We start from the raw sequence: 20,370 nt of genomic DNA, 5'->3' as shown, positions 1-20,370 counted from the left end.
AATGGCCGACATCCCCCAGGACGGCGCCGCGCGCCGCGTGCGTCCCGCCCTGATGCGCAAGCTCAGCGGCACCGAACGCATGTTCACCCTGGGCGGCGCCATCATGCACGTGATCGGCATGGGCTATAGCGACGACCTGGGCACGGCCGATCTCGCCTACTACGTGGTGTCCGATGTCGCCCTGACCCAGCGCATCCTGCGGCTGTCGAACACGGTCCAGTACCGCACCCTGTCCAACACGCCGGTGACGACGATTTCGCGCGCCATCTCCCTGCTCGGCTTCGACAATGTGCGCGCCGCCGCGCTGGCGATGTTGCTGGTCGATGCGCTCGACACCGCCGAGCACGGCGTGCGGGTGGAACTCGAAGCGGCCCTGTGCGCCAGCCTGGTCGGACGCGAGCTGGCGCGCCACAGCCCGATCCCGGGCGCCGAGGAAGCGGCGATCTGTGCGCTGTTCAAGAACCTGGGCGCGCTGCTGCTGGCCAGCCACGAGCCGGAGCGCTACCGCGAGATCGCGGCGCTGGTGGCGGCCGGCAAGCACACCCCCAGCCAGGCTGCGCAACTGATTTTGGGCTGCAGCTTCGAGGCCTTGTCCGAGGCGGTGCTGCGCGAGTGGCAGATGCCGGGACTGATCGTGCAGGCCCAGCTCGCCTTGCCGCCTGGGCCGGTCGAGACCGCCGCCGATCGCAACGGCTGGATGCGGCAAGTGGCCGCCTTCAGCCGCGATGTGGCGCGCCTGATGGGGCGCCACCACGATCCGGCCGCCGCCCCCGAGACGCAAGACCTGATCGCGCGCTATGGCGTGGCGCTGGGCGTCGATCATCCAGCCATGGTGGCGCTGTTCGACGAGGTGCAGGAAGGCATGAACGGCATGCTGCAGAGCATGAACATGGAACGGGCGCCGAAGACCGATCCCAAGGCCGGCAGCGGCCTGCCGAACGTGCTGGCGCTGGCCACGCTGGACGCGGGCGAGGACGATGAAGGCGAGTTTTATCCCAGTGGCAAGCCGAAGAATGCGCGCGACCTGTTGCTGGCCGGCGTACAGGACGTGACCTTGCTGGCCGGATCGGGCGCCAGCGTCAACGACGTGATCATGGCGGTGCTCGAAACCCTGTACGGCGCGCTCGGTTTCCGCTTCGCCACCGTGTGCCTGCGCGATGCGCGCACCCGGCAGTACCGGGCCCGGGTCTCGCTGGGCGAGGGCAGCGTCGACCTGCAGGATGGTTTTGTCTTTCCCTGCGCATTCACGCGCGACGTGTTCCACCTGGCGCTCGAGAACGACGCCGACATGATGATCGCGGACACCTTCAGTCCAAAGATCCGCGACCTGCTGCCGGCCTGGTACAAGACCCTGCTGGCGGATGCCGAGAGTTTCATCGTGCTGCCGCTGGTGGTGGGCAAGGGCCAGCTGGGGCTGATCTATGCCGATCGCATCTTCACCGCGCCGGAGGGCGTGGCGCCGGACGAGACGGCCTTGATCAAGGCGCTCAAGGCGCAGGTGCTGGCGGCCCTGGCGCCGCAGGGTTCGAATAACTCCCAGCCCTGATATTGCTGCTAGCTGGAAGACCGTCGTTCCCGCGAAGGCGGGAACCCAAGTCCAACGTGCACCGATAACGCCGAAAGCCACCGCCGCGAGATGCCGGCAACCTTGGGTTCCCGCCTGCGCGGGAACGACGTTAATGGGTGCGGTGGAAATGCCAGCGGAACAATTCCAGATAAGTTCATAAAGATTTTTTCGCACTTGGCAAAATCACCCTTGCAGCTTTACAGTCCGACCGTTACAATCACGCCCCGAAGCAACGCTGTCAGGCGAAGTAGAAAATCTTCTACCGAAACCTGATTGACAGTACGTTGAGCTTGCTTCATACTCTGCGGTTCTTCGCGGTGGGGTGGCCGAGTGGTTAAAGGCAGCAGACTGTAAATCTGCCCTCTCTGAGTACGCTGGTTCGAATCCAGCCCCCACCACCAAAAAGAAGATCGTGAAGTCGGATAGAAGTTGTACCTCGCGGGTGTAGCTCAATGGTAGAGCAGAAGCCTTCCAAGCTTACGACGAGGGTTCGATTCCCTTCACCCGCTCCAGTTAGTGCGGTGGTTTCTTCATCGCAAATATCAGCCCTTGTAGCTCAGTGGTAGAGCACTCCCTTGGTAAGGGAGAGGCCACGTGTTCAATCCACGTCAAGGGCACCAGAATTTTGTACGGCAGTCGCGTTGCACTCGTCCGTCAGGTGTGCCTGGTAATCCCCAAATATATCGTTAGATCTTAGGAGTCTGAAATGGCAAAAGGTAAATTCGAACGGACCAAGCCGCACGTCGCGCATCCGGCTGCCGCCGCGCGCGGCGGCGCGCATCGGCATCGCCTTCGACAGCGCGCTGCCGGCGCGCATGCTGGCCGGCCGCGGCCTGCCGCGCCTGCGCCTGCACGTCGCCGGCGACGGCCTGCTGGCGGCGGCGCTGATCGACAGCCTGTGCATGAACGTGGTCGAGACCTGGCTCGAGGCGGACGGCATCGACGGCTGGCGCCGCCTCGACGGCCCGGCGCTGTGCCTGGGTGGCCTGGAGCGCGACGAAGCGCTGGTGCCGGAACCATCGCATGCCCATCCCGCCTACCGGCTGCTGACCGAATACTTCGCCTTCCCCGACAAATTCCACTTCCTGGACCTCGACCTGGCCCGGCTGGCGCCGCTGCTGCCGGCCGGCGCGCGCCGCTTCACCCTGCATTTCCTGCTGGCCGGCGTGCCGGCCGAGTCGAGCGGCGCGCGCATCCTGCGCGCGCTGTCCGCCGCCAACCTGCTCACCGGGTGCGTGCCGGTGGTGAACCTGTTCCGGCAGGCGGCGGCGCCGGTGCGCATCACGCAGCGCGCCGCGATGTACGACGTGGCCCCGAGCCGGCACGAGGAAGACGTCGAGGTCTACAGCATCGATGCGGTGCAGGTACTCAAGAACCGCGACGGCAAGAGCGCCAGCGTCGAGTACCGGCCGTATTACGGCCTGCGCCATGGTGAAGGCGGCGAACATGGACAGCGCTACTGGTTCGCGCGCCGCGACGACCGCGGCGACAGCCGTCACCGCATGAAGATCGCCTTCACCGACGACGATTTCTCGCTGCAGGGCGAAGCCGCCAGCGTGGCCTCGATCGACCTCACCTGCAGCAACGGCGCGGCCGCCTGCGGCGTCGGCGTGGGCGCGCCAGGAGGCGACCTGGCCAGCGAGACCACGACCTCCGGCCTGCCGATCCGCCTGCTGCGCAAGCCCACCGCGCCGCTACGCTTCGGCAACCGCAGCGGCACCCACTGGCGCCTGGTGACCCAGTTGGCGCTGAACCACCGCTCGCTGGCCGATCTCGACGCCTTCCGCGAGACCCTGGCCTTGTACGACCTGAAGAGATCCAGCGCCTCGCAGCGCCAGATCGCCGGCGTCACGGCGCTCGCCGCGCAGCCGGCCACCGCCTGGCTGCGCAACCGCTATGGCGCGACCCTGGTGCACGGGGTCGAGGTGCGCATGACGGTCGACGAGGAAGCCTTCGCCGGCAGCAGCCTGGCGGTGTTCGCCCAGGTCGTGAGCCGCTTCCTGGGCCTGTATGTGCACCTGAACAGCTTTACCCGGCTGGTGCTGGTGTCGGGACAGGGCGGGAAGGAGTTGCTGCGATGCGAGCCCCGCAACGGCAGCCTGGCGCTGGTGTAGGCGCCGACATGCGCGCTGGCGTGGTCGCCGACCTGCTGCGCCATCCGCAACGCTATGAATTCTTCCAGGCGGTGCGGCTGCTGGTGCGCTGGCTCGGCCGCCAGGGCATCGCGCCCGAGCACGCGCTGAGCGGCTTGATCCGCTTTCGCAACAGCCTGGGCCTGGCCTTCCCGGCCAGCGAGATTGAGGCCATCGAGCCCACTACCGATGGCGTGCCGGCGGTACGGGTCACGCCCGCGCTGATGGGGCTGCTTGGCGTGATGGGGACCCTGCCGCTGCATTACACCGAGCGCTTCGCGGCCTGGGAACTGGCGGCCAGGGACGACGGGCCGCGCGCCTTCCTCGACCTGTTATCAAACCGCCTGGTGGCCCTGTTCTATCGGGCCTGGTGCAAGTACCGGGTGCGCCATGGCTTCGAGCCGGGCGTCGATCACTTCATGCCGCTGTTGCTGGCGCTGGCCGGCGTGCCGCGGCGCGATAAGGAGTTGCTGGACGCGGATGCGGCCAGCCTGGCGTGGTTCGCGGCGCCCTTGCGCAGCCGGGTGGTGAGCGCCGACCTGGTGGCCGGCGTGCTGGAAGCGTATTTCCGGCTGCCGGTGAAGGTCGAGCAGTTTACTGGTCGCTGGGACATCCTCGAACTGGGACAGCGCACGCGCCTGGCGCGCAGCAATTGCGTGCTGGGCGCCGGCGCCACCGCCGGCGCGCGCCTGCTGCGGCCGGAGCTGGGCATCCGCATCCGCCTGGGGCCGGTGGACGCCGAAGCCTTCGAGCGCTTCCTGCCGGGCGCGCCGGGAGCGCTGGCGCTGGCGCGCCTGCTGGACCGCTTCGCGATCGACGTTCCCTACCGCGAGCTGCAGGTGGTGCTGCGGCGCGAAGACGTCGCCGGCGCCTGCCTGGACGGCGCGGCGCGGCTGGGGCTGGATGGCTTTCTCGGTGACGGGGCGGGGCGAGGCGACCGCGACGACGTCTGCTATCTGCTGGACTGACCGTGCAATTGAATGCCGGCAGGCATGCGCGCGCCGCGGGCAGGGTGGCCGACCTACAATCGATGTGAATGCATCACATCGATCAAGGAGGCCATATGCAACAAGCACAGAACATGCAGCCGGCGGATCACGTCGAGCCGGCCGCCACCCAATCCCTGCAGGGCCGGCGCGTCGCGGTCCTGATGACCGACGGCGTCGAACAGGTCGAGTACACCGAGCCACGCCGCTTTCTCGAAGAGCAGGGCGTGAAGGTGATCCTGGTCTCGCCGAAGAAGGCCGGCGAGGAGATCCAGGGTTTCAACCATCTTGAGCCGGACCAGAAATTCAAGGTCGAGCTGAGCGTGCAGGATGCGAAGCCGGGCGACTACGACCTGCTGCTGTTGCCGGGCGGGGTCGCGAATCCCGACAGCCTGCGCCTGAGCCCGGAGTCCATCGATTTCATCAAGGCCTTCGGCGACGAGGACAAGCCGATCGCCGCGATTTGCCACGGCCCCTGGCCGCTGATCGATGCCGGCGTGGCCGAATCGAAGCACATGACCAGCTGGCCTTCGCTGCAGCACGACCTGCGCAATGCGGGCGCGGAGTGGACGGATGAAGAGGTGGTGGTCGACGGCAAGCTGATCACGAGCCGCAAGCCGGACGATCTGCCGGCGTTTAATGAAGCCATCATGAAGCAGTTGATGGTGTTGCAGCAGGCGGGAAGCGATCCGGGGCCGACGTCGTGATGGTGTCGAAACGCCGTCGCATTCCTGTTCGTTAGCTCCGGCACGTCGTACCCGCGCAGGCGGGTACCTAATTTACCCGAACGAAGTAGGACCGCCTGAAGGCAAGCGTCATTGCAGATGTTCATACAGCGTGACGCTGCCGACGGCAATCAATACCAGGCCGCCGAAGATCTCGGCGCGCTTGCCCACCACGGCCCCGATGCGGCGGCCGATCAGCAATCCCAGTGTCACCGTCGTCAGCGTCGCCAGGCCGATCGCCAGCGCCGGCCACAGGATGCCGGTGTCCGCAAAAGCCAGGCTGACGCCGACCACCATCGCATCGATGCTGGTCGCGAAGCCGGTCAGGGCCAGCAGCCAGAAGGGACGGGCAGGATCGTCGGCTTCGAGGTCCGGATCGCCGCAGCCTTCGACGACCATGCGAATGCCCAGGCCGCCAAGAAGGACGAAGGCGATCCAGTGGTCCCAGCTTTCGACGTAAGAGGCGGCAATGCTGCCGAGCGCAAAGCCGACCAGCGGCGTCACACCTTCGATGATCCCGAACAGCAAGCCGACCTTGAGCGCGTCCTTGAGCAGGACGTTGGTGCGTTGGGAACCCATGGCGATCGCGACGGCGAACGCATCGGTGGACATGGCAAGGGCGAGGATGATGATGGCAGCGAGCGTCATGACAGCTTTCCGATCGGGCACGACACAAGGCATGCCGCGCGGCCCGATCGTCGCGCAGGCATGCCAATGGTCTTGCCAACCAGAAGGCTTCCGCACCATGACGTGGAGACGTCAAGTATGTTGATGCGGAACTTTCCAAAACGGAAGAGGCTACTCCCCAAGGGCGGAGGCATGGTACAGCAGACATGCCCGTGAGGCAAGAAGAGTGCCTGCTTCAGGTTCTCTTCCGTGCAAAGACAGGATCAGCCGTAAGGCGTGTACTCGAAGCCGTTACCGATGATGTCGGCCAGGGCCGTGAAGTTTTCCGCGCTCTCGCTGAAGCTGGCCAGCACTTGCGCGACCGTCAGCGTGCCCTGGTCGAGCAGTGCATTCCAGTGCGCGATGCCGCCCGCGTCGCCTTTGCGGCCCAGCACGTGTTCATAGAACTTGTCGACGATCACGGCGTTGGATGGCGCGCTGCCGTATACCTTGAGGAACTCAGCGGATTCGACAAAGAATTGCGCGGCGTTGTTCAGCGACAGGCCCTGGTCCATGTTCTTGATCCAGTAACCTAGTCCGGACTTGTCGGGCTCGCGATCGAATGCCGCCTGGTAAAGCCGGTAGGCCTGGCCGCCGACCATGTCTTTTCCGGTGTCGAGTGCGACGTTGATGTCCTTGAACTGGATCCGGTCGGTATCTTCCAGCAGGTATGCAACTCCCACATCGTCGTCTGCGCTGAAGAAGGTGAGGTCGAGTGCGCGATCGATGCGGTAGTCGCCGGAACGGGTATCGATCGCCAGCGTGCTGACTGGCTGGCCGTCGCCGCTCATGACGGCTTGCTGGTCGCGCACCGTCAGGCCGACATCGCGCAGCACGCCGATGACGACCGGGTCGAGCGAGATGCGCTGGCCGTTGCGTGGGCCGTCGTAGCTCATCAGGGTTTGGGCGCCTGTCAGTTTGTCCTCGGCGAAGGTGATCGCATCGCCAAGGTGGACGTTGGTGAGGGGAACGTCCCCGCCATAGGCCTTGCTGGCATGCTCACCGACGAAATAGCTGCGTCCCCCGTCAAATTTGACCAGCCGATCGAAGGTGCTGATGGAGTCTTTGGTATATGTCTCCCCGCTGTTGGCCAACCAACCATTGAATCCTACCGTGTGCAGCAGCTCGTGCAGCATGATGCGGAAGCCATCGGTTTTATTCGCCGGAATATCGTCGGTACTGGCCAGGCTTTCATCAAACCAGTAATACTGGTCAAGATTGGTCGTTCCAACATTGATTTCTGCGTCAGGTCGGGAGCCGTTGCCATCGATGCCGGACTTGATTTCCGCAATGGCGCCATCTTCATACAATCGATAGGTTTTCCCGTCTTGCGCCTTGCCCGTTCCCAGCGCCTTGACCTCCACGGACCTCGCATTCATCGTCGCGATGGTGTCGTCGAAGCGTAGTTCGACGTCGATCGTACCGGTGCCACTGATATACGTCGACAACCACAGACCTGCAGCGCGCGCGCTCTCGAGAATCAGCGCTTGTTTTTGTTCCTGCCCTGGCAATCCTGCGCCGGCCAGCGTGACGGTGTAATTCGTGCTCAATCGAAGCCCCTCGTAATTAAAGCATGTTGCGCAGTGGCGATTCATCTGCGTGCATGCTTCATTGTATTGCTTTATAGAACTATTTGATACCTGTCTATCAGAGGGCGGGACATTCTTGCGCCAAGGGGCGAGATACACGCTGGAAGAGACAAAAAAGCTGTTGAAGCATCGGCGTCGGTTTTCATTGGCCCGGGCGGTTTGGGTATGCTGGGCGAGCATTGCCGTGTCGGCATGCTGCGAACAGAACGCCTGGCTAGCGATCAGGCGGGGAGGGGGCTGGCATTGGCAAGCGCATAGATCGTCTTCGAGCGCATAATATTTTCCGTCGCACGTCACGATCATGCGCGGCCCAGCGCACTGGATCGTTCCTTTTCCCGCACAGGCCGGGCAGTCGATCATGTCGCCTTCGAGGGCATATCTGACGCCATTCAGGCTGGTATGGGACGTCGCTGTCACGACGGTGCCGCCGGTTGTGGTGATGGCGCCTAGCAGGATCTGGTGGCGTTTCATCAGAGCCTTTTCTTAAGATCGATGGTTGAGGGGCAAAGCGCATTGCTTTTATTGCGCGCAAAGCCTCATATCCCGGCGCGTGTTCTGGATGCCCTGCAAATCCTCCTCCGGGATGCGTTGGAATGCAGGCCAATCCTTCTCCTTGATGAGAACCGTTGTACCGCTACCGAAACATATTGCCTCGACGGTAAGCCCTTGCGGAATGCCGCAGTTGGCATACCCCAACGCACAACGTTCCCAAGCCTTGACCCGGACGCTTGATGTACCGCCGTAGAGAGTTGCCTCGATTGGCCTGGTCGCGATCGCCATTTCGCTGAAATCGAGATTGGGCACGCCCAATCGCGCGGTGCTTTGCCAATATTGCCGGTGCAGGTCATAACCATAGACTGCCGCTGCCGGCAGCACGGTCAGGAATGACAGGAATGCGGCGACTGCCAGTGCTCGAATCCGGCTGCCCTGAAACTTTCTAAGAGCGGGTCCACCAATTACTGGAAATACCAGCGAGAGGGCCAGCCCCCAACTTACCGAACTGCCCAGCCTCTGCATGGAACAGGGGTCGCCACAAAGCGGAACGAGACCAGTATTGAACGCCCCAACGACCACGCCCGAGATGAGACCTGTGACCGCCAACAGGATTAGTTCCGGCAAGCGGTTCATTCAATTTCCCAGAACAATATCTCGCTCGAGCGCCCAAGATCTGAATATCCCCAAGAGGAGCCTGCGCCAATTGCACTGAAGCCCAGACGCCGGCCGACGGTCGAGAAAAAGCTCGCGCCGGTCGCAGTCAATCTGGAGCCGTTCCATAGGTCGATATGGTCGCCGCTAGGCATGTCCCTTGCCCTCTCCCTCGCGTTCCTGGCCCAGTAGTTAGCGAAATAGACGATCCCCGTCCTTTCTTTGATTTTCTCTTGCCAGTCCTTTCCGGTCACGTTCTTCGGCTCATTGGGTAGCCCGCAAAACGGTTGCAGCTTGAGCCATGCGGCCAACTGGGAAGCTAATGCTGCGGCTGGCAAACCATTCACCTGCACTGTGCCGCCGCGGACTTCATTTCAATCCCGGCACCGTGGATCGCGACCGATACCTTGATCGCGCACTGATTCTCATCGTATCGAGGTGGCTTGCCGGTCTTGGGATCAATATACGGGGGCGTAGTTGGGTAGGACTGCCACAGCGTCGCGAACGTCACCTTATCGACATCGACGCTGCACACCGAGTTCTTCAACGTGTTGGTTTTGATTCGAGCTTGCTGTGCTAATGCCTTACCCATTCCGCAACCCTCAGATCAACTTTGTATGAACGAATTTAAAAGCGAGAAAACGCGAAGGGTTGATTGCGCACAGAATGTGAACTGGGTAAGTTTGAATTGGATCAGACCGGCTTGTTGTAACGCCATGACGGCACGGCAAGGGCGAGGATGCTGATTGCAACGAGGGGATGACGGCTTTCCGATTGGGCCCGACACAAGGAGATAAGGACAATAAGTCTCGGGAGGATGACATGAAACCCAGACCTCACAGCCTGACTCCGCTGATGCGCTGATGTTGGCTGTCTTCGATCAATCGTCATCCTGAGGAATATCGAGCCACATGACGTAATGCCCTTCGTCTGGAGCGCTGCAGATCTTCCCACCTCGAATTTTTGCAGAACATTCAAAATGTGTGAACTCGCCCAAATGCCCTTCGATGATCGCGCGGCGAAAATCCTGTGCAATACGAGGAGCCAGATTTCCAATCACCTCGTCCTGGATGAGTACGCGCACGGCACCTGATTTAGTTTCGACACGCAGCTGCACCTGGATATCAAGAGCCGCGCCCTTACCTGTTCGCGGTCCGCATATGGCTTCAAATGATTGCTGATACCGCTTGGTGCCCAGCACCTCGATCCTGAACTGTCGGGGACCTGTTATGACTGGTATGACCGAGGGAGAGCCGGTTGATAGCGATTTTGCAGCGCGGCTTGGCGACGTAGTTGGGCGGGCGCCGTGCATTGCGCGGAAATATACCTCCAATGCCCAGAGTGTATCGTTCAGCGCGCGATGAGCCACGCCGTTTTCCAAGCCAAGGTAATCGGCAAGATGCGCTAATTTATGGTTTGGTAAATCCGGCCAGGCTTCTCGAGCCCGGGCAAGCGCGCAATGCCCGATATTCTTGAGCGGAGGCCGACCGTGCCGGGCAAGCGTGGAGTTAAGAAAGCCTGTGTCGAAGTTGATGTTGAACGAGACGACGTCATGATCGCCGATGAACTCGATAAATTCATCGAGCACGACTTCCATTTGGCGCCCCTCCCGCTGCAGCATATCGTTTGTAATGCCAGTAAGCCTGGAAATAAATGGCGATAGCGGCCTGTCAATCAGTATCAACTGTTGCATATGCGGGTGTGCATTCGCGCCCGGCAAATACTTCACCGCCGCGACTTCGATGATCAGATCGGTTTTTGCGGATAATCCAGTTGTCTCGAAATCAAAAAAGACGATCGGGTTACCGGTTTGAGGGTAGTGTGTATCGTGCATGGGCGGCTTGATTGGACGGCGAGACCAGGGCGATTGCCAACTGAACAGGTTTGCTGTCGCGAGTATAGCCGTACAGGTGCTCGTCGATTCTCGCACATACTCACTGGAGAAAGAGCGCATCGAAGTAGTCGGTGACATCATGTCCGCCAGGCTGCGGAAATGAAAAAGCCGCTGACGAATCAGCGGCTTTTTTGAATGCGGTTGGTGGAGGCGGCGGGAATCGAACCCGCGTCCGCAAGCACTCTACAGACAGTTCTACATACTTAGCACTATCATTTGATTTGACCTGTACAACGGGGATGTGCACCCTTTGGACAAGCGAGTTACCTTAAATTTCGGAAGCAACCAAGTAACCCGATTGATTCCTAGCCTCTGTAAATGACTCTACCAGTCTTGCGACTCACCCCAGAGGCGAGGTGTTGTAGAGCTAGCAGCAATTAAGCTGCTTGTGCGTACGAGTTATCGTTTGCAGTTATTGATTTCTGGATGTATTTACGAGGTAACCAGTCCTCGGTATGCCCTGCGCTGCTTTGCAACCCACGTCGAAACCAGGTCGCCCCCAACGTCAAGAACCACCATTGTACCCCAAGCGCCAAGGATGTCCAGACCCGCACCTTAGACCGGCCTTAATCAGGCCAGCATCCAGCCACAAAAAAAGGCCGCAGACTGAAAAGTCGGCGGCCAAGGGGAGAGCGAAGTAAGTTAGCGCTTGCTTAGCGGCTGTTGCGATTGGCAATCTCGTTACCGATGATGCCGCCGCCGATCACACCGGCGACCGTCGCCAGCTTCTTGCCATTGCCGCCGCCGATCTGGTTGCCGATCAGGCCGCCGATCACGGCGCCGGTGCCGATGCCGACATAATTAGGCTGGGCTGGCGCCGGGGCAGGCTGCGAATAACGCGGCTCTTCATAACGCACCGGCTGCGGCTTGGCGTGCACCACGCGAGTTTTCTCGACCACTTTCACCACCGGCTTTTCCTTGACGATCACGGTCGGCTGCGGCTGCACCTGGGCTACCGGCTGGGCATACGCCACCTGGTGAGCCGGCACCATCGCAGGCACCATGGCCGGCACCAGTTGCTGGCCGTTCGCCGCCACCTGCGCCATCTGGCCAGGCTGGGCCACATAACCGGCCGGCACCTGCATGCCTGGCTGCTGCATGGCATATGGCGAAGCGGCTGCCAGCGGCATGGCCGGCTCCGGAGCGCTCTTCGAGGTCGGCAGCAGGCCGGTGATTGCGGCGGCGCCGGTCAGGCTGACGACGATGACCGAGGCGGCGGCAGCGGCCATCAATGGGTGGATGCGGTTGGTGGTCGTGGTTTCCATGATCTGCTCCGTTAGGTATGGCGTGTTCGTATGGACGTAGATTACTGGCGGCCCGAACGGAGAGATAGACGTGTCCCTGTATCAATCGTAATCAGATGTAAATGCAGATGTAAGCACAGGGAGCAGACGTGAAAACGGCGCCGGGGAAGGGCGCCGTCGAGATAACGAATCAGGCCGCCTGCTCGGCCTGTCGCGCCGCTTCGGACAGCTGTCCCAGCAGCGCCAGCAGTTGCGCCGGCGTTTCGAGCAGGTAATCCGCGCCCCAGGTCGATGGCTCGATCGCGCCGCAATAGCCCCATACGCAGGCGACGGTGACCATGCCGGCCGCCTGTCCCGCCTCGATGTCGCGCAGGTCGTCGCCCACATACCAGCACTGTTCCGGTGCAATGCCGAGGCGGCGCGCGCCTTCCAGCAGCGGGGCCGGATGCGGTTTCGCGAAACCCGTGGTGTCGCCCGACACGATGCAGCCGGCATGCGCCAGCGCGATCTGCGGCACCAGCGGGTCGGTGAAACGGGACGGTTTGTTGGTGACGATGCCCCAGGCCATGCCGGCGTCCGAAATCCCGGCCAGCAGTTCGGGAATGCCGTCGAACAGGGTCGTATGGGTCCACATGGCCGACTGATAGCGGTCGAACCAGGCCAGGCGCAGTTCTTCATAGCCCTCGTCGCCCGGCGCCAGCCCGAAGGCGGCGCCGATCATGCCGCGCGCGCCGGCCGAGGCCGTGGGACGCAGCACTTCATAGGGCGTCGGATCGAGGCCACGCTCGGTGCGCAGCCAGTTGACGGCCGCGGCGAGATCGGGCGCGGTGTCGGCCAGGGTGCCGTCGAGGTCGAACAGGACGGCACGCGGTGCCGGCGTCACGGTAGGAAAAGTCATGTCGTTCAGAGCGGTTTGCTGCACGCCACCATGTAGTTCACATCGGTGTCGTTGTTCAGCGAGTAGATCTTGGTCAGCGGATTGTAGGTGAGGCCCTTCAGGCCGTCGACCTGCAGGCCGGCCGAACGCACGTATTGCGCCAGTTCGGCCGGGGTGATGAACTTGCCGTAGTCGTGGGTCCCGCGCGGCAGCATGCGCAGCACGTACTCGGCGCCGATCACGGCGAACAGGTACGACTTGGGATTGCGGTTCAGGGTCGAGAAGAACACATGGCCGCCCGGTTTCACCAGCGCGGCCGCGGCGCGCACGATCGAGGCCGGATCGGGCACGTGTTCCAGCATTTCCATGCAGGTGACCACGTCGAACTGGCCGGCTTCCTGCTCCGCCATCTCTTCGGCCGCGATGTGTTTATAGCGCACCTCGACGCCCGATTCCAGACTGTGCAGGTCGGCGACCTTGAGCGCCTTCTTGGACAGGTCGATGCCCGTAACCTTGGCGCCCTTGCGCGCCATCGATTCGGACAGCACGCCGCCGCCGCAACCGATGTCGATCACGTTCTTGCCGGCCAGGGGCGCGCGCGCATTGATCCACTCAAGGCGCAAGGGGTTGATTTCGTGCAGCGGACGGAACTCGGAGGTCGGGTCCCACCAGCGGTGGGCCAGTTCGCTGAACTTCTGGATTTCTAATGGGTCTGCGTTTGTCGTCGTCATAGCCCGGAATAATAGCGGAATAATTCAATTTCGGCGGCGCAAAAACGTCGTCCCCGCGAAGGCGGGGACCCAAGGTTTCTAAGCGTCACGATATCGCTTGTAAACTTGGGTCCCCGCCTGCGCGGGGACGACCTGCTTAGTGCAGTGGCTTAAAGCCGATTACTTGTTGACGGTACGGGTACCGACCACTTCGATTTCCACGCGACGGTTCTGTGCGCGGCCTTCGGCGGTCTTGTTGTCGGCCTTCGGCTGGCTCTCGCCCTTGCCTTCGGTGTAGATACGGGTTTCTTCGATGCCCTTGCCTTTCAGGTAGGCTTTGACAGCCTCGGCGCGGCGGATCGACAGCTTCTGGTTGTAGGCATCGGTGCCGATCGAGTCGGTGTGGCCGACGGCGATGATGACTTCCAGGTTCATGTCGCCCAGCTTGGCGCTCAGCTCATCCAGCGAGGCCTTGCCGGCCGGTTTCAGGATCGCCTTGTCGAAGTCGAAGAAGGCGTCGGCCGAGTAGCTGACTTTTTCCGAGGTCGGCACTGGCGCGGCAACGACCGGGGCAGGCGCTGGTTCGGCGACTGGCGCTGGTGGCGGCGGCGGAGCGACGCACTTGCCGTTTTCGAGTTTTTCAGGCTCGACGCACAGCGGCGCGTCGCAGCCCGGGACCGCATCGGCCGGGGTCCAGTAGCCGGTGCGCCAGCACAGGCCGAAAGGATTGCGCGCGATCACGCCGCGGGAATCCTGCACATAGGCGCTGTACGGGGTACGGGCCTGGATGTCGGTGGTCAGCGGTGCGTAGGGAGGAGCGCTCTGGGCGGAAGCGACGCCAGCGATCGCGGCCGACGCTGCGAGCAGAACGGTGATCAGTTTCTTCATATTCTTTTCCTTTCGGTTTTAAATCCGTAGCCGAATCAGACAGGTTCCGTGTGTGGTCATAAGATTAACACGGCGGCCGCACCGTCTGTTTCGTATTGTGAAACAAGCAATTGACTTCCTGTCCATTTTGCCACACGCACCAAAATCGCACGACTGCACCCAAATCAAACATCAAGCATTAATTGCTTGACGTTGTTTCGTCGCAACATTTTCACAAGCGGACTCCGCCCGCGTCGACAATGCTGGAAATTTCGCGTTTCCCCGCCCAATTTTTAGAGGGCAGGGCAGGGCGGTCGGAATTGAGCAACTGCTATCTGTCGCATGGTAGAATCGTCCGTTGCAACTTATAACCATCGCCTGAAAGCAGTCGACCCGCCCAATGGATCAATTCGCAAAAGAAACAGTCCCGATTTCCCTCGAAGAAGAGATGCGCAAGAGCTACCTCGATTACGCGATGAGCGTGATCGTGGGCCGAGCGCTGCCGGACGTACGCGACGGCCTGAAGCCGGTGCACCGCCGTGTGCTCTACGCGATGCACGAGATGAACAACGTGTGGAACCGGCCTTACCTGAAGTGCGCGCGCGTCGTCGGCGACACCATGGGCAAGTTCCACCCGCACGGCGACTCGTCGATCTACGACACGCTGGTCCGCATGGCCCAGGATTTCTCGCTGCGCTACACCCTGGTCGACGGCCAGGGCAACTTCGGCTCGATCGACGGCGACAGCGCCGCGGCAATGCGTTATACCGAATGCCGCCTGGACCGCATCGCCGGCGAAATCCTGGCCGACATCGACAAGGACACGGTCGATTTCCAGCCGAACTACGACGGGAAAGAGAAAGAACCGACCGTCCTGCCGACCCGCATCCCGAACCTGCTCATCAACGGTTCGTCCGGCATCGCTGTCGGCATGGCGACCAATATCCCGCCGCACAACCTGTCCGAAGTGATTGCCGGCGCGATGCACGTGCTGCGCAACCCGGACTGCACCATCGACGAGCTGATCGAGCTGATCCCGGCGCCGGACTTCCCGACCGCCGGCATCATCTATGGCGTCTCGGGCGTGCGCGACGGCTATCGCACCGGCCGCGGCCGCGTGGTGATGCGCGCCAAGACCCACTTCGAGGAAGTGGGCCGCGACGGTTCGCGCACTGCGATCATCATCGACGAGCTGCCGTACCAGGTAAATAAAAAATCGCTGCTCGAGCGCATCGCCGAAAACGTGCGCGACAAGAAGCTCGAAGGCATCAGCGACATCCGCGACGAGTCCGACAAGTCGGGCATGCGCGTGGTGATCGAGCTCAAACGTGGCGAAGTGCCGGAAGTGGTGCTGAACAATCTGTACAAGCAGACCCAGCTGCAAGACACCTTCGGCATGAATATGGTGGCGCTGGTCAATGGCCAGCCGAAGCTGCTGAACCTCAAGCAAATGCTCGAGTGCTTCCTGTCGCACCGCCGTGAAGTCGTCACCCGCCGCACCGTGTTCGAACTGCGCAAGGCGCGCGACCGCGGTCACATGCTGGAAGGCCTGGCCGTCGCGCTGGCGAACATCGACGACTTCATCGCCATCATCAAGGCCGCGCCGACCCCGCCGGTCGCCAAGGTCGAGCTGATGGAGCGCGCCTGGGATTCGTCCCTGGTGCGCGAGATGCTCAACCGCACCGAGCTGGGCGAATCCGGCGGCATCGCCGCCTTCCGTCCGGAACACCTGCCGAAGCACTACGGCATGCAGCAGAACGGCCTGTATAAACTGTCGGACGAGCAGGCGCAAGAGATCCTGCAGATGCGCCTGCAGCGCCTGACCGGCCTCGAGCAGGACAAGATCGTCAACGAATACAAGGAGGTGATGGCCCACATCGCCGACCTGCTCGACATCCTGGCCAAGCCGGAGCGCGTGACCACGATCATCGTCGACGAGATGTCGGCCATCAAGGCCGACTACGCCGACAACGGCAAGGACACCCGTCGTTCGACCATCGAGCACAACGCCAGCGACCTCGAGACCGAAGACCTGATCACCCCGCAGGACATGGTGGTGACCCTGTCGCACGCCGGCTACATGAAGGCGCAGCCGATCTCCGAATACCGCGCCCAGAAGCGCGGCGGCCGCGGCAAGCAGGCGACGGCGACCAAGGACGAAGACTGGATCGACCAGCTGTTCATCGCCAATACCCACGACTACATGCTGTGCTTCAGCAACCGTGGCCGGATGTACTGGCTCAAGGTGTGGGAAGTGCCGCAAGGCTCGCGCAACTCGCGCGGCAAGCCGATCGTCAATATGTTCCCGTTGCAGGACAACGAAAAGATCACCGTGGTGCTGCCGCTGCAGGGCGAGAACCGCACCTTCCCCGAAGATCACTACGTCTTCATGTCGACTTCGCTGGGCACGGTCAAGAAGACCCCGCTGAAGGACTTCAGCAATCCACGCAAGGCCGGCATCATCGCGGTCGACCTGGACGAAGGCGACGTGCTGGTCGGCGCCGCGCTCACCGACGGCAAGCACGACGTCATGCTGTTCTCCGACGGCGGCAAAGCCGTGCGCTTCGACGAGAACGACGTGCGTCCGATGGGCCGCACCGCGCGCGGCGTGCGCGGCATGAACCTCGAAGAAGGCCAGCAAGTGATCGCGCTGCTGGTGGCCGAGAGCGAAGAGCAGACTGTCCTCACCGCCACCGAGAACGGCTTCGGCAAGCGTACCCCGATCACCGAGTACACCCGCCACGGCCGCGGCACCAAGGGCATGATCGCGATCCAGACCAGCGAGCGTAACGGCAAAGTCGTGGCCGCGACCCTGGTCGAGCCGAGCGACGAGATCATGCTGATCACGACCGGCGGCATCCTGATCCGCACCCGCGTTTCCGAGATCCGCGAAATGGGCCGCGCGACCCAGGGCGTGACCCTGATCGCGGTGGAAGACGGCACCAAGCTGTCCGGCCTGCAGCGCATCGTCGAGACCGACCTCGAGGAAGTCGAGCTGGAACCGGCGCCGGAATAATGGCGCCGCGGGGTGCAAGCGCCAGGTGGCGTTTGCACCCTTCGTACAATTCAATGGGCGCCAACGCCCGCTTGGAAAACCAATGAAAAAAATCCTTCTCGCCGTGACCTGCGCCGCCGCCTTCGCCGGCATCCCTTCGTTCGCGCTGGCGCAAGCGCCTGCCGCCCCGAGCGCCCAGGAGGCTGCGGCGGTCAAGGAATTGATGGACGCGATGGACGTGCGCAAGATGATGACGGCCTCGTTCACCGAGATGGAAAAGGCGCTGCCGCAGATGATGCGGGCCCAGGTCACGGCCGTGATCAATGCCGATCCGACCGCCAGCGATGAGAAGAAAAAGGCGGCGCTGGCCAAGATCGAGCAGATCCTGCCGGGCGCCGCGGACGCGGTCAACCGCATGTTCCGCGACCCGGCCCTGATCGAGGAGATGATGGCCGAGATCGGCCCGCTGTACGCGCGCAACTACACCGTGGACGAGTTGAAGCAACTGACGGCATTCTACCGCACCCCACTGGGCCAGAAGATGCTGGCCCTCTCGCCGCGCCTGGCCGCCGAGAGCATGGCGGTCGGCCAGAAGATCGTCGCCCCGCGCCTGAACGGCCTGATGCTGGAAGTGATGCAGAACGCCCAGGCCAAATAATTTTCCAGAAAGGACCGCATGACCCACGTCTTCAATTTCTCGGCCGGCCCCGCCGTCCTTCCGAAAGAAGTGCTGCTGCAGGCGGCGAGCGAAATGCTCGACTGGCATGGCAGCGGCATGTCGGTGATGGAGATGAGTCACCGCGGTCCGGAATTTTCCAGCATCCACCGCCAGGCCCTGGACGACCTGCGTGAGCTGCTGGACGTGCCGGCCAACTACAAGATCCTGTTCCAGCAGGGCGGGGGACTGGGGCAGAACGCCATCGTTCCTCTCAACCTGGTGGGCCGCCGCCAGGACCCGGTGGTCGATTTCGTCCACACCGGTTCGTGGTCGGGCAAGTCGATCAAGGAAGCGGCGCGCTATGCGCGCGTGAACGTCGCGGCGTCGAGCGAAGCGGAAGGCTTTGCCCGCGTGCCGGCGCGCGAGTCGTGGAAACTGTCGCAGGACGCGGCCTATCTGCACATCTGCACCAACGAGACCATCGACGGCGTCGAATACCCGGACGCGCCGGAGATCGATCCCGATGTGCCCATCGTGGCCGACATGTCGTCGCACATCCTGTCGCGCAAGATCGACGTTTCAAAGTACGGCGTGATCTTCGCCGGCGCCCAGAAGAATATCGGGCCGGCCGGGCTGACGCTGGTGATCGTGCGCGAAGACCTGCTCGATTTCGCCTCGCCGCAATGCCCGTCGGCCTTCCACTGGAAGACCTGCGCCGAGCACGACTCGCTGTACAACACGCCGCCGACTTATTCGATTTATATCGCGGGCCTGGTGTTCGCCTGGCTCAAGGCCAATGGCGGCGTGGCGGCGATGGAGCAGCGCAATATCGAGAAGGCGCGGCTGCTGTATGAGGCGCTCGACCGCGACGATTTCTATACCAATCGCGTGGCGCCCGAATTCCGTTCGCGCATGAACGTGCCGTTCTACCTGCGCGACGAATCGTTGAACCAGTTATTCCTGACCGGCGCACAAGCGCGCGGTCTGCTGCAACTGAAGGGCCACAAGTCCGTCGGCGGCATGCGGGCATCGATCTACAACGCGATGCCTATCGAGGGCGTACAGGCTCTCGTCGATTATTTGAACGAGTTTGCGGGACGGTGATTCCGGCGTGATGCGCGATGGCGCATCGGCCGGTTGAACGCGTGGACGGCTCTGCCGTCCACGCGTCCAACTCACGGTTGATTCCACCCACTGCAAACAAAATCGACCACGAAGCATAACGATGACAGACAAACTCACACCCCTGCGCGAACGGATCGATGCGATCGACGCGCAAATCCTCTCGCTGCTGAGCGAGCGCGGCAAGGTCGCGCAAGAGGTCGGCCACGTCAAGGCCGAGACCAATGCCCCGGTGTTCCGCCCCGAGCGCGAAGCGCAGGTGCTGCGCGGCGTCGCCGAGCGCAACCCCGGCCCCCTGAAGGACAAGGACGTCCAGACGATCTTCCGCGAGATCATGTCGTCCTGCCGCGCGCTGGAAAAGCGCGTCACGGTCGCCTATCTCGGCCCGACCGGCACCTTCAGCGAGCAGGCCGTGTTCCAGCAATTCGGCACCGCGATCGAGACGCTGCCCTGCGTGTCGATCGACGAGGTATTCCGCGCCACCGAGGCCGGCACCGCCGACTTCGGCGTGGTCCCGGTCGAGAATTCGTCCGAAGGCGCGATCAACCGTTCGCTCGACCTGCTGCTGGCGACCACCACCATCATCAGCGGCGAAGTCTCGATCGCCGTCCACCACAGCCTGATGAGCAAGACCGGCTCGATGGATGGCATCAAGACCATCTGCGCGCACTCGCAGGCGCTGGCCCAGTGCCAGGTCTGGCTCAACCTGCACCATCCGCACATCGAGCGCCGCGCCGTGGCGTCGAACGCCGAGGCGGCCGTGCTGGCCAGCCAGGATCCGACGGTCGCCGCGATCGCCAGCGAGATGGCGGGCGAGCAGTATCAATTGGGCGTGGTGCAGGCCCACATCCAGGACGATCCGCACAACCGCACCCGCTTCGTGGTGATCGGCCAGTTGCAGACCGGCCCGTCGGGCAAGGACCGCACCGGCATCGTGCTGGCCGTGCCGAACAAGGCCGGCGCCGTCTACAACCTGCTGGCGCCGCTGGAAAAGCATGGCGTGTCGATGACCCGCTTCGAATCGCGCCCGGCGCGTATCGGCACCTGGGAGTATTACTTCTACGTCGATATCGAGGGCCATGTGCACGATGCCGCCGTCGCGCGCGCGCTCGAGGAACTCAAGGACAACGCCGCCTTCTTCAAGGTACTGGGCTCGTATCCGCAAAGCCTTTAACAAAATAGAGAGAGACAC

At 62.6% G+C, this 20,370-nt stretch carries 18 protein-coding genes, 3 tRNA genes, 1 other RNA gene and 1 riboswitch; of the genes, 11 read left to right on the top strand and 11 right to left on the bottom strand.

Going from position 1 to position 20,370, the window contains the following annotated elements; genetic code table 11:
* The first annotated feature begins 1 nt into the window (after position 1).
* The 4 genes from Q9246_RS14180 (at position 2) to Q9246_RS14165 (ending at position 2,187) form a co-directional block, all read left to right on the top strand.
* Positions 2 to 1,546 carry an HDOD domain-containing protein gene (locus Q9246_RS14180; protein WP_306391219.1) on the top strand — a complete coding sequence of 515 codons (1,545 nt, stop codon included), beginning with the start codon at positions 2 to 4 and terminating at the stop codon, positions 1,544 to 1,546.
* 337 nt (positions 1,547 to 1,883) lie between these two features.
* Positions 1,884 to 1,968: transfer RNA gene (locus tag Q9246_RS14175), tRNA-Tyr, on the top strand.
* A 37-nt stretch (positions 1,969 to 2,005) separates the two neighbouring features.
* A tRNA-Gly gene (locus tag Q9246_RS14170) sits at positions 2,006 to 2,079 on the top strand.
* A gap of 33 nt (positions 2,080 to 2,112) precedes the next feature.
* Positions 2,113 to 2,187: transfer RNA gene (locus Q9246_RS14165), tRNA-Thr, on the top strand.
* On the opposite strand, the gene Q9246_RS14160 is transcribed toward Q9246_RS14165, so the two are convergent.
* Complete coding sequence (locus Q9246_RS14160; RefSeq protein WP_306391218.1) at positions 2,166 to 2,384, bottom strand: hypothetical protein; 219 nt, start codon at positions 2,382 to 2,384, stop codon at positions 2,166 to 2,168. The two genes, Q9246_RS14165 and Q9246_RS14160, sit on opposite strands and share 22 nt — an antisense overlap.
* Here Q9246_RS14160 and tssF point away from each other — a divergent pair.
* The 3 genes from tssF (at position 2,317) to Q9246_RS14145 (ending at position 5,392) form a co-directional block, all read left to right on the top strand.
* Positions 2,317 to 3,681, top strand: a complete 1,365-nt coding sequence (tssF, locus tag Q9246_RS14155) for a type VI secretion system baseplate subunit TssF (RefSeq protein ID WP_306398174.1) — start codon at positions 2,317 to 2,319, stop codon at positions 3,679 to 3,681. The genes Q9246_RS14160 and tssF overlap by 68 nt on opposite strands.
* An 8-nt stretch (positions 3,682 to 3,689) precedes the next feature.
* Entirely contained in the window at positions 3,690 to 4,667 is a 978-nt protein-coding gene (gene tssG / locus Q9246_RS14150) for a type VI secretion system baseplate subunit TssG (RefSeq protein ID WP_306391217.1), read from the top strand.
* Between the two features lie 95 nt (positions 4,668 to 4,762).
* Positions 4,763 to 5,392 (top strand): type 1 glutamine amidotransferase domain-containing protein, encoded by a 630-nt coding sequence (locus tag Q9246_RS14145; protein WP_306391216.1) that lies wholly within the window; start codon positions 4,763 to 4,765, stop codon positions 5,390 to 5,392.
* 108 nt (positions 5,393 to 5,500) lie between these two features.
* Here the strand turns inward: Q9246_RS14145 and Q9246_RS14140 are convergent, their stop codons facing one another.
* From Q9246_RS14140 to ompA, 10 genes are all read right to left on the bottom strand, one after another.
* A complete protein-coding gene (locus Q9246_RS14140) occupies positions 5,501 to 6,058 on the bottom strand; it encodes a manganese efflux pump MntP (RefSeq protein ID WP_306391215.1) in 558 nt (185 codons plus the stop codon).
* A 3-nt stretch (positions 6,059 to 6,061) separates the two neighbouring features.
* Positions 6,062 to 6,233: riboswitch (yybP-ykoY riboswitch) on the bottom strand.
* 67 nt (positions 6,234 to 6,300) lie between these two features.
* Positions 6,301 to 8,136 carry a DUF4214 domain-containing protein gene (locus Q9246_RS14135; RefSeq protein WP_306391214.1) on the bottom strand — a complete coding sequence of 612 codons (1,836 nt, stop codon included), beginning with the start codon at positions 8,134 to 8,136 and terminating at the stop codon, positions 6,301 to 6,303.
* Between the two features lie 48 nt (positions 8,137 to 8,184).
* Positions 8,185 to 8,793 carry a hypothetical protein gene (locus tag Q9246_RS14130; protein WP_306391213.1) on the bottom strand — a complete coding sequence of 203 codons (609 nt, stop codon included), beginning with the start codon at positions 8,791 to 8,793 and terminating at the stop codon, positions 8,185 to 8,187.
* Positions 8,790 to 9,149, bottom strand: a complete 360-nt coding sequence (locus tag Q9246_RS14125) for a T6SS effector amidase Tae4 family protein (protein ID WP_306391212.1) — start codon at positions 9,147 to 9,149, stop codon at positions 8,790 to 8,792. The genes Q9246_RS14130 and Q9246_RS14125 overlap by 4 nt, the downstream gene beginning before the upstream one ends.
* A gap of 542 nt (positions 9,150 to 9,691) precedes the next feature.
* A complete protein-coding gene (locus Q9246_RS14120) occupies positions 9,692 to 10,645 on the bottom strand; it encodes a 3'-5' exonuclease (protein ID WP_306391211.1) in 954 nt (317 codons plus the stop codon).
* A gap of 202 nt (positions 10,646 to 10,847) precedes the next feature.
* Positions 10,848 to 11,206: a transfer-messenger RNA gene (gene ssrA / locus Q9246_RS14115) on the bottom strand.
* 152 nt (positions 11,207 to 11,358) lie between these two features.
* Entirely contained in the window at positions 11,359 to 11,970 is a 612-nt protein-coding gene (locus tag Q9246_RS14110; protein WP_306391210.1) for a glycine zipper 2TM domain-containing protein, read from the bottom strand.
* A 169-nt stretch (positions 11,971 to 12,139) separates the two neighbouring features.
* Positions 12,140 to 12,847 (bottom strand): HAD family hydrolase, encoded by a 708-nt coding sequence (locus Q9246_RS14105; RefSeq protein ID WP_306391209.1) that lies wholly within the window; start codon positions 12,845 to 12,847, stop codon positions 12,140 to 12,142.
* A gap of 5 nt (positions 12,848 to 12,852) precedes the next feature.
* Positions 12,853 to 13,557: a bifunctional 2-polyprenyl-6-hydroxyphenol methylase/3-demethylubiquinol 3-O-methyltransferase UbiG gene (gene ubiG, locus Q9246_RS14100; protein WP_306391208.1), complete on the bottom strand. Its 705-nt coding sequence runs from the start codon at positions 13,555 to 13,557 to the stop codon at positions 12,853 to 12,855.
* Between the two features lie 159 nt (positions 13,558 to 13,716).
* Entirely contained in the window at positions 13,717 to 14,424 is a 708-nt protein-coding gene (gene ompA, locus Q9246_RS14095; protein ID WP_306391207.1) for an outer membrane protein OmpA, read from the bottom strand.
* A gap of 379 nt (positions 14,425 to 14,803) precedes the next feature.
* On the opposite strand from ompA, the gene gyrA reads away from it, so the two are divergent.
* The 4 genes from gyrA (at position 14,804) to pheA (ending at position 20,352) form a co-directional block, all read left to right on the top strand.
* Positions 14,804 to 17,419, top strand: a complete 2,616-nt coding sequence (gene gyrA / locus Q9246_RS14090; RefSeq protein WP_306391205.1) for a DNA gyrase subunit A — start codon at positions 14,804 to 14,806, stop codon at positions 17,417 to 17,419.
* An 82-nt stretch (positions 17,420 to 17,501) separates the two neighbouring features.
* A complete protein-coding gene (locus Q9246_RS14085) occupies positions 17,502 to 18,056 on the top strand; it encodes a DUF2059 domain-containing protein (RefSeq protein WP_306391204.1) in 555 nt (184 codons plus the stop codon).
* A gap of 18 nt (positions 18,057 to 18,074) precedes the next feature.
* The gene (gene serC, locus Q9246_RS14080; protein ID WP_306391203.1) at positions 18,075 to 19,160 is read left to right on the top strand and encodes a 3-phosphoserine/phosphohydroxythreonine transaminase; all 1,086 of its coding nucleotides are present in this window, start codon (positions 18,075 to 18,077) and stop codon (positions 19,158 to 19,160) included.
* Positions 19,161 to 19,281: 121 nt separating this feature from the next.
* Entirely contained in the window at positions 19,282 to 20,352 is a 1,071-nt protein-coding gene (pheA, locus tag Q9246_RS14075) for a prephenate dehydratase (RefSeq protein WP_306391202.1), read from the top strand.
* Positions 20,353 to 20,370 lie beyond the last annotated feature (18 nt).

It is taken from the genome of Telluria beijingensis (genome assembly GCF_030770395.1).
Classification (GTDB): domain Bacteria; phylum Pseudomonadota; class Gammaproteobacteria; order Burkholderiales; family Burkholderiaceae_D; genus Telluria; species Telluria beijingensis.
Note: the sequence above shows the minus strand (reverse complement) of the source record. Positions and strands in the feature narration are given on the sequence as shown.

Excerpts from the sequence above, each read along its gene's own strand:
- Q9246_RS14180 (WP_306391219.1), top strand. The coding sequence starts at position 2 with ATGGCCGACATCCCCCAGGACGGCGCCGCGCGCCGCGTGCGTCCCGCC.
- Q9246_RS14160 (WP_306391218.1), bottom strand. The coding sequence starts at position 2,384 with ATGCGCGCCGGCAGCGCGCTGTCGAAGGCGATGCCGATGCGCGCCGCC.
- tssG (WP_306391217.1), top strand. The coding sequence starts at position 3,690 with ATGCGCGCTGGCGTGGTCGCCGACCTGCTGCGCCATCCGCAACGCTAT.
- Q9246_RS14145 (WP_306391216.1), top strand. The coding sequence starts at position 4,763 with ATGCAACAAGCACAGAACATGCAGCCGGCGGATCACGTCGAGCCGGCC.
- Q9246_RS14140 (WP_306391215.1), bottom strand. The coding sequence starts at position 6,058 with ATGACGCTCGCTGCCATCATCATCCTCGCCCTTGCCATGTCCACCGAT.
- Q9246_RS14135 (WP_306391214.1), bottom strand. The coding sequence starts at position 8,136 with ATGAAACGCCACCAGATCCTGCTAGGCGCCATCACCACAACCGGCGGC.
- Q9246_RS14130 (WP_306391213.1), bottom strand. The coding sequence starts at position 8,793 with ATGAACCGCTTGCCGGAACTAATCCTGTTGGCGGTCACAGGTCTCATC.
- Q9246_RS14120 (WP_306391211.1), bottom strand. The coding sequence starts at position 10,645 with ATGCACGATACACACTACCCTCAAACCGGTAACCCGATCGTCTTTTTT.
- Q9246_RS14110 (WP_306391210.1), bottom strand. The coding sequence starts at position 11,970 with ATGGAAACCACGACCACCAACCGCATCCACCCATTGATGGCCGCTGCC.
- Q9246_RS14105 (WP_306391209.1), bottom strand. The coding sequence starts at position 12,847 with ATGACTTTTCCTACCGTGACGCCGGCACCGCGTGCCGTCCTGTTCGAC.
- ubiG (WP_306391208.1), bottom strand. The coding sequence starts at position 13,557 with ATGACGACGACAAACGCAGACCCATTAGAAATCCAGAAGTTCAGCGAA.
- ompA (WP_306391207.1), bottom strand. The coding sequence starts at position 14,424 with ATGAAGAAACTGATCACCGTTCTGCTCGCAGCGTCGGCCGCGATCGCT.
- gyrA (WP_306391205.1), top strand. The coding sequence starts at position 14,804 with ATGGATCAATTCGCAAAAGAAACAGTCCCGATTTCCCTCGAAGAAGAG.
- Q9246_RS14085 (WP_306391204.1), top strand. The coding sequence starts at position 17,502 with ATGAAAAAAATCCTTCTCGCCGTGACCTGCGCCGCCGCCTTCGCCGGC.
- serC (WP_306391203.1), top strand. The coding sequence starts at position 18,075 with ATGACCCACGTCTTCAATTTCTCGGCCGGCCCCGCCGTCCTTCCGAAA.
- pheA (WP_306391202.1), top strand. The coding sequence starts at position 19,282 with ATGACAGACAAACTCACACCCCTGCGCGAACGGATCGATGCGATCGAC.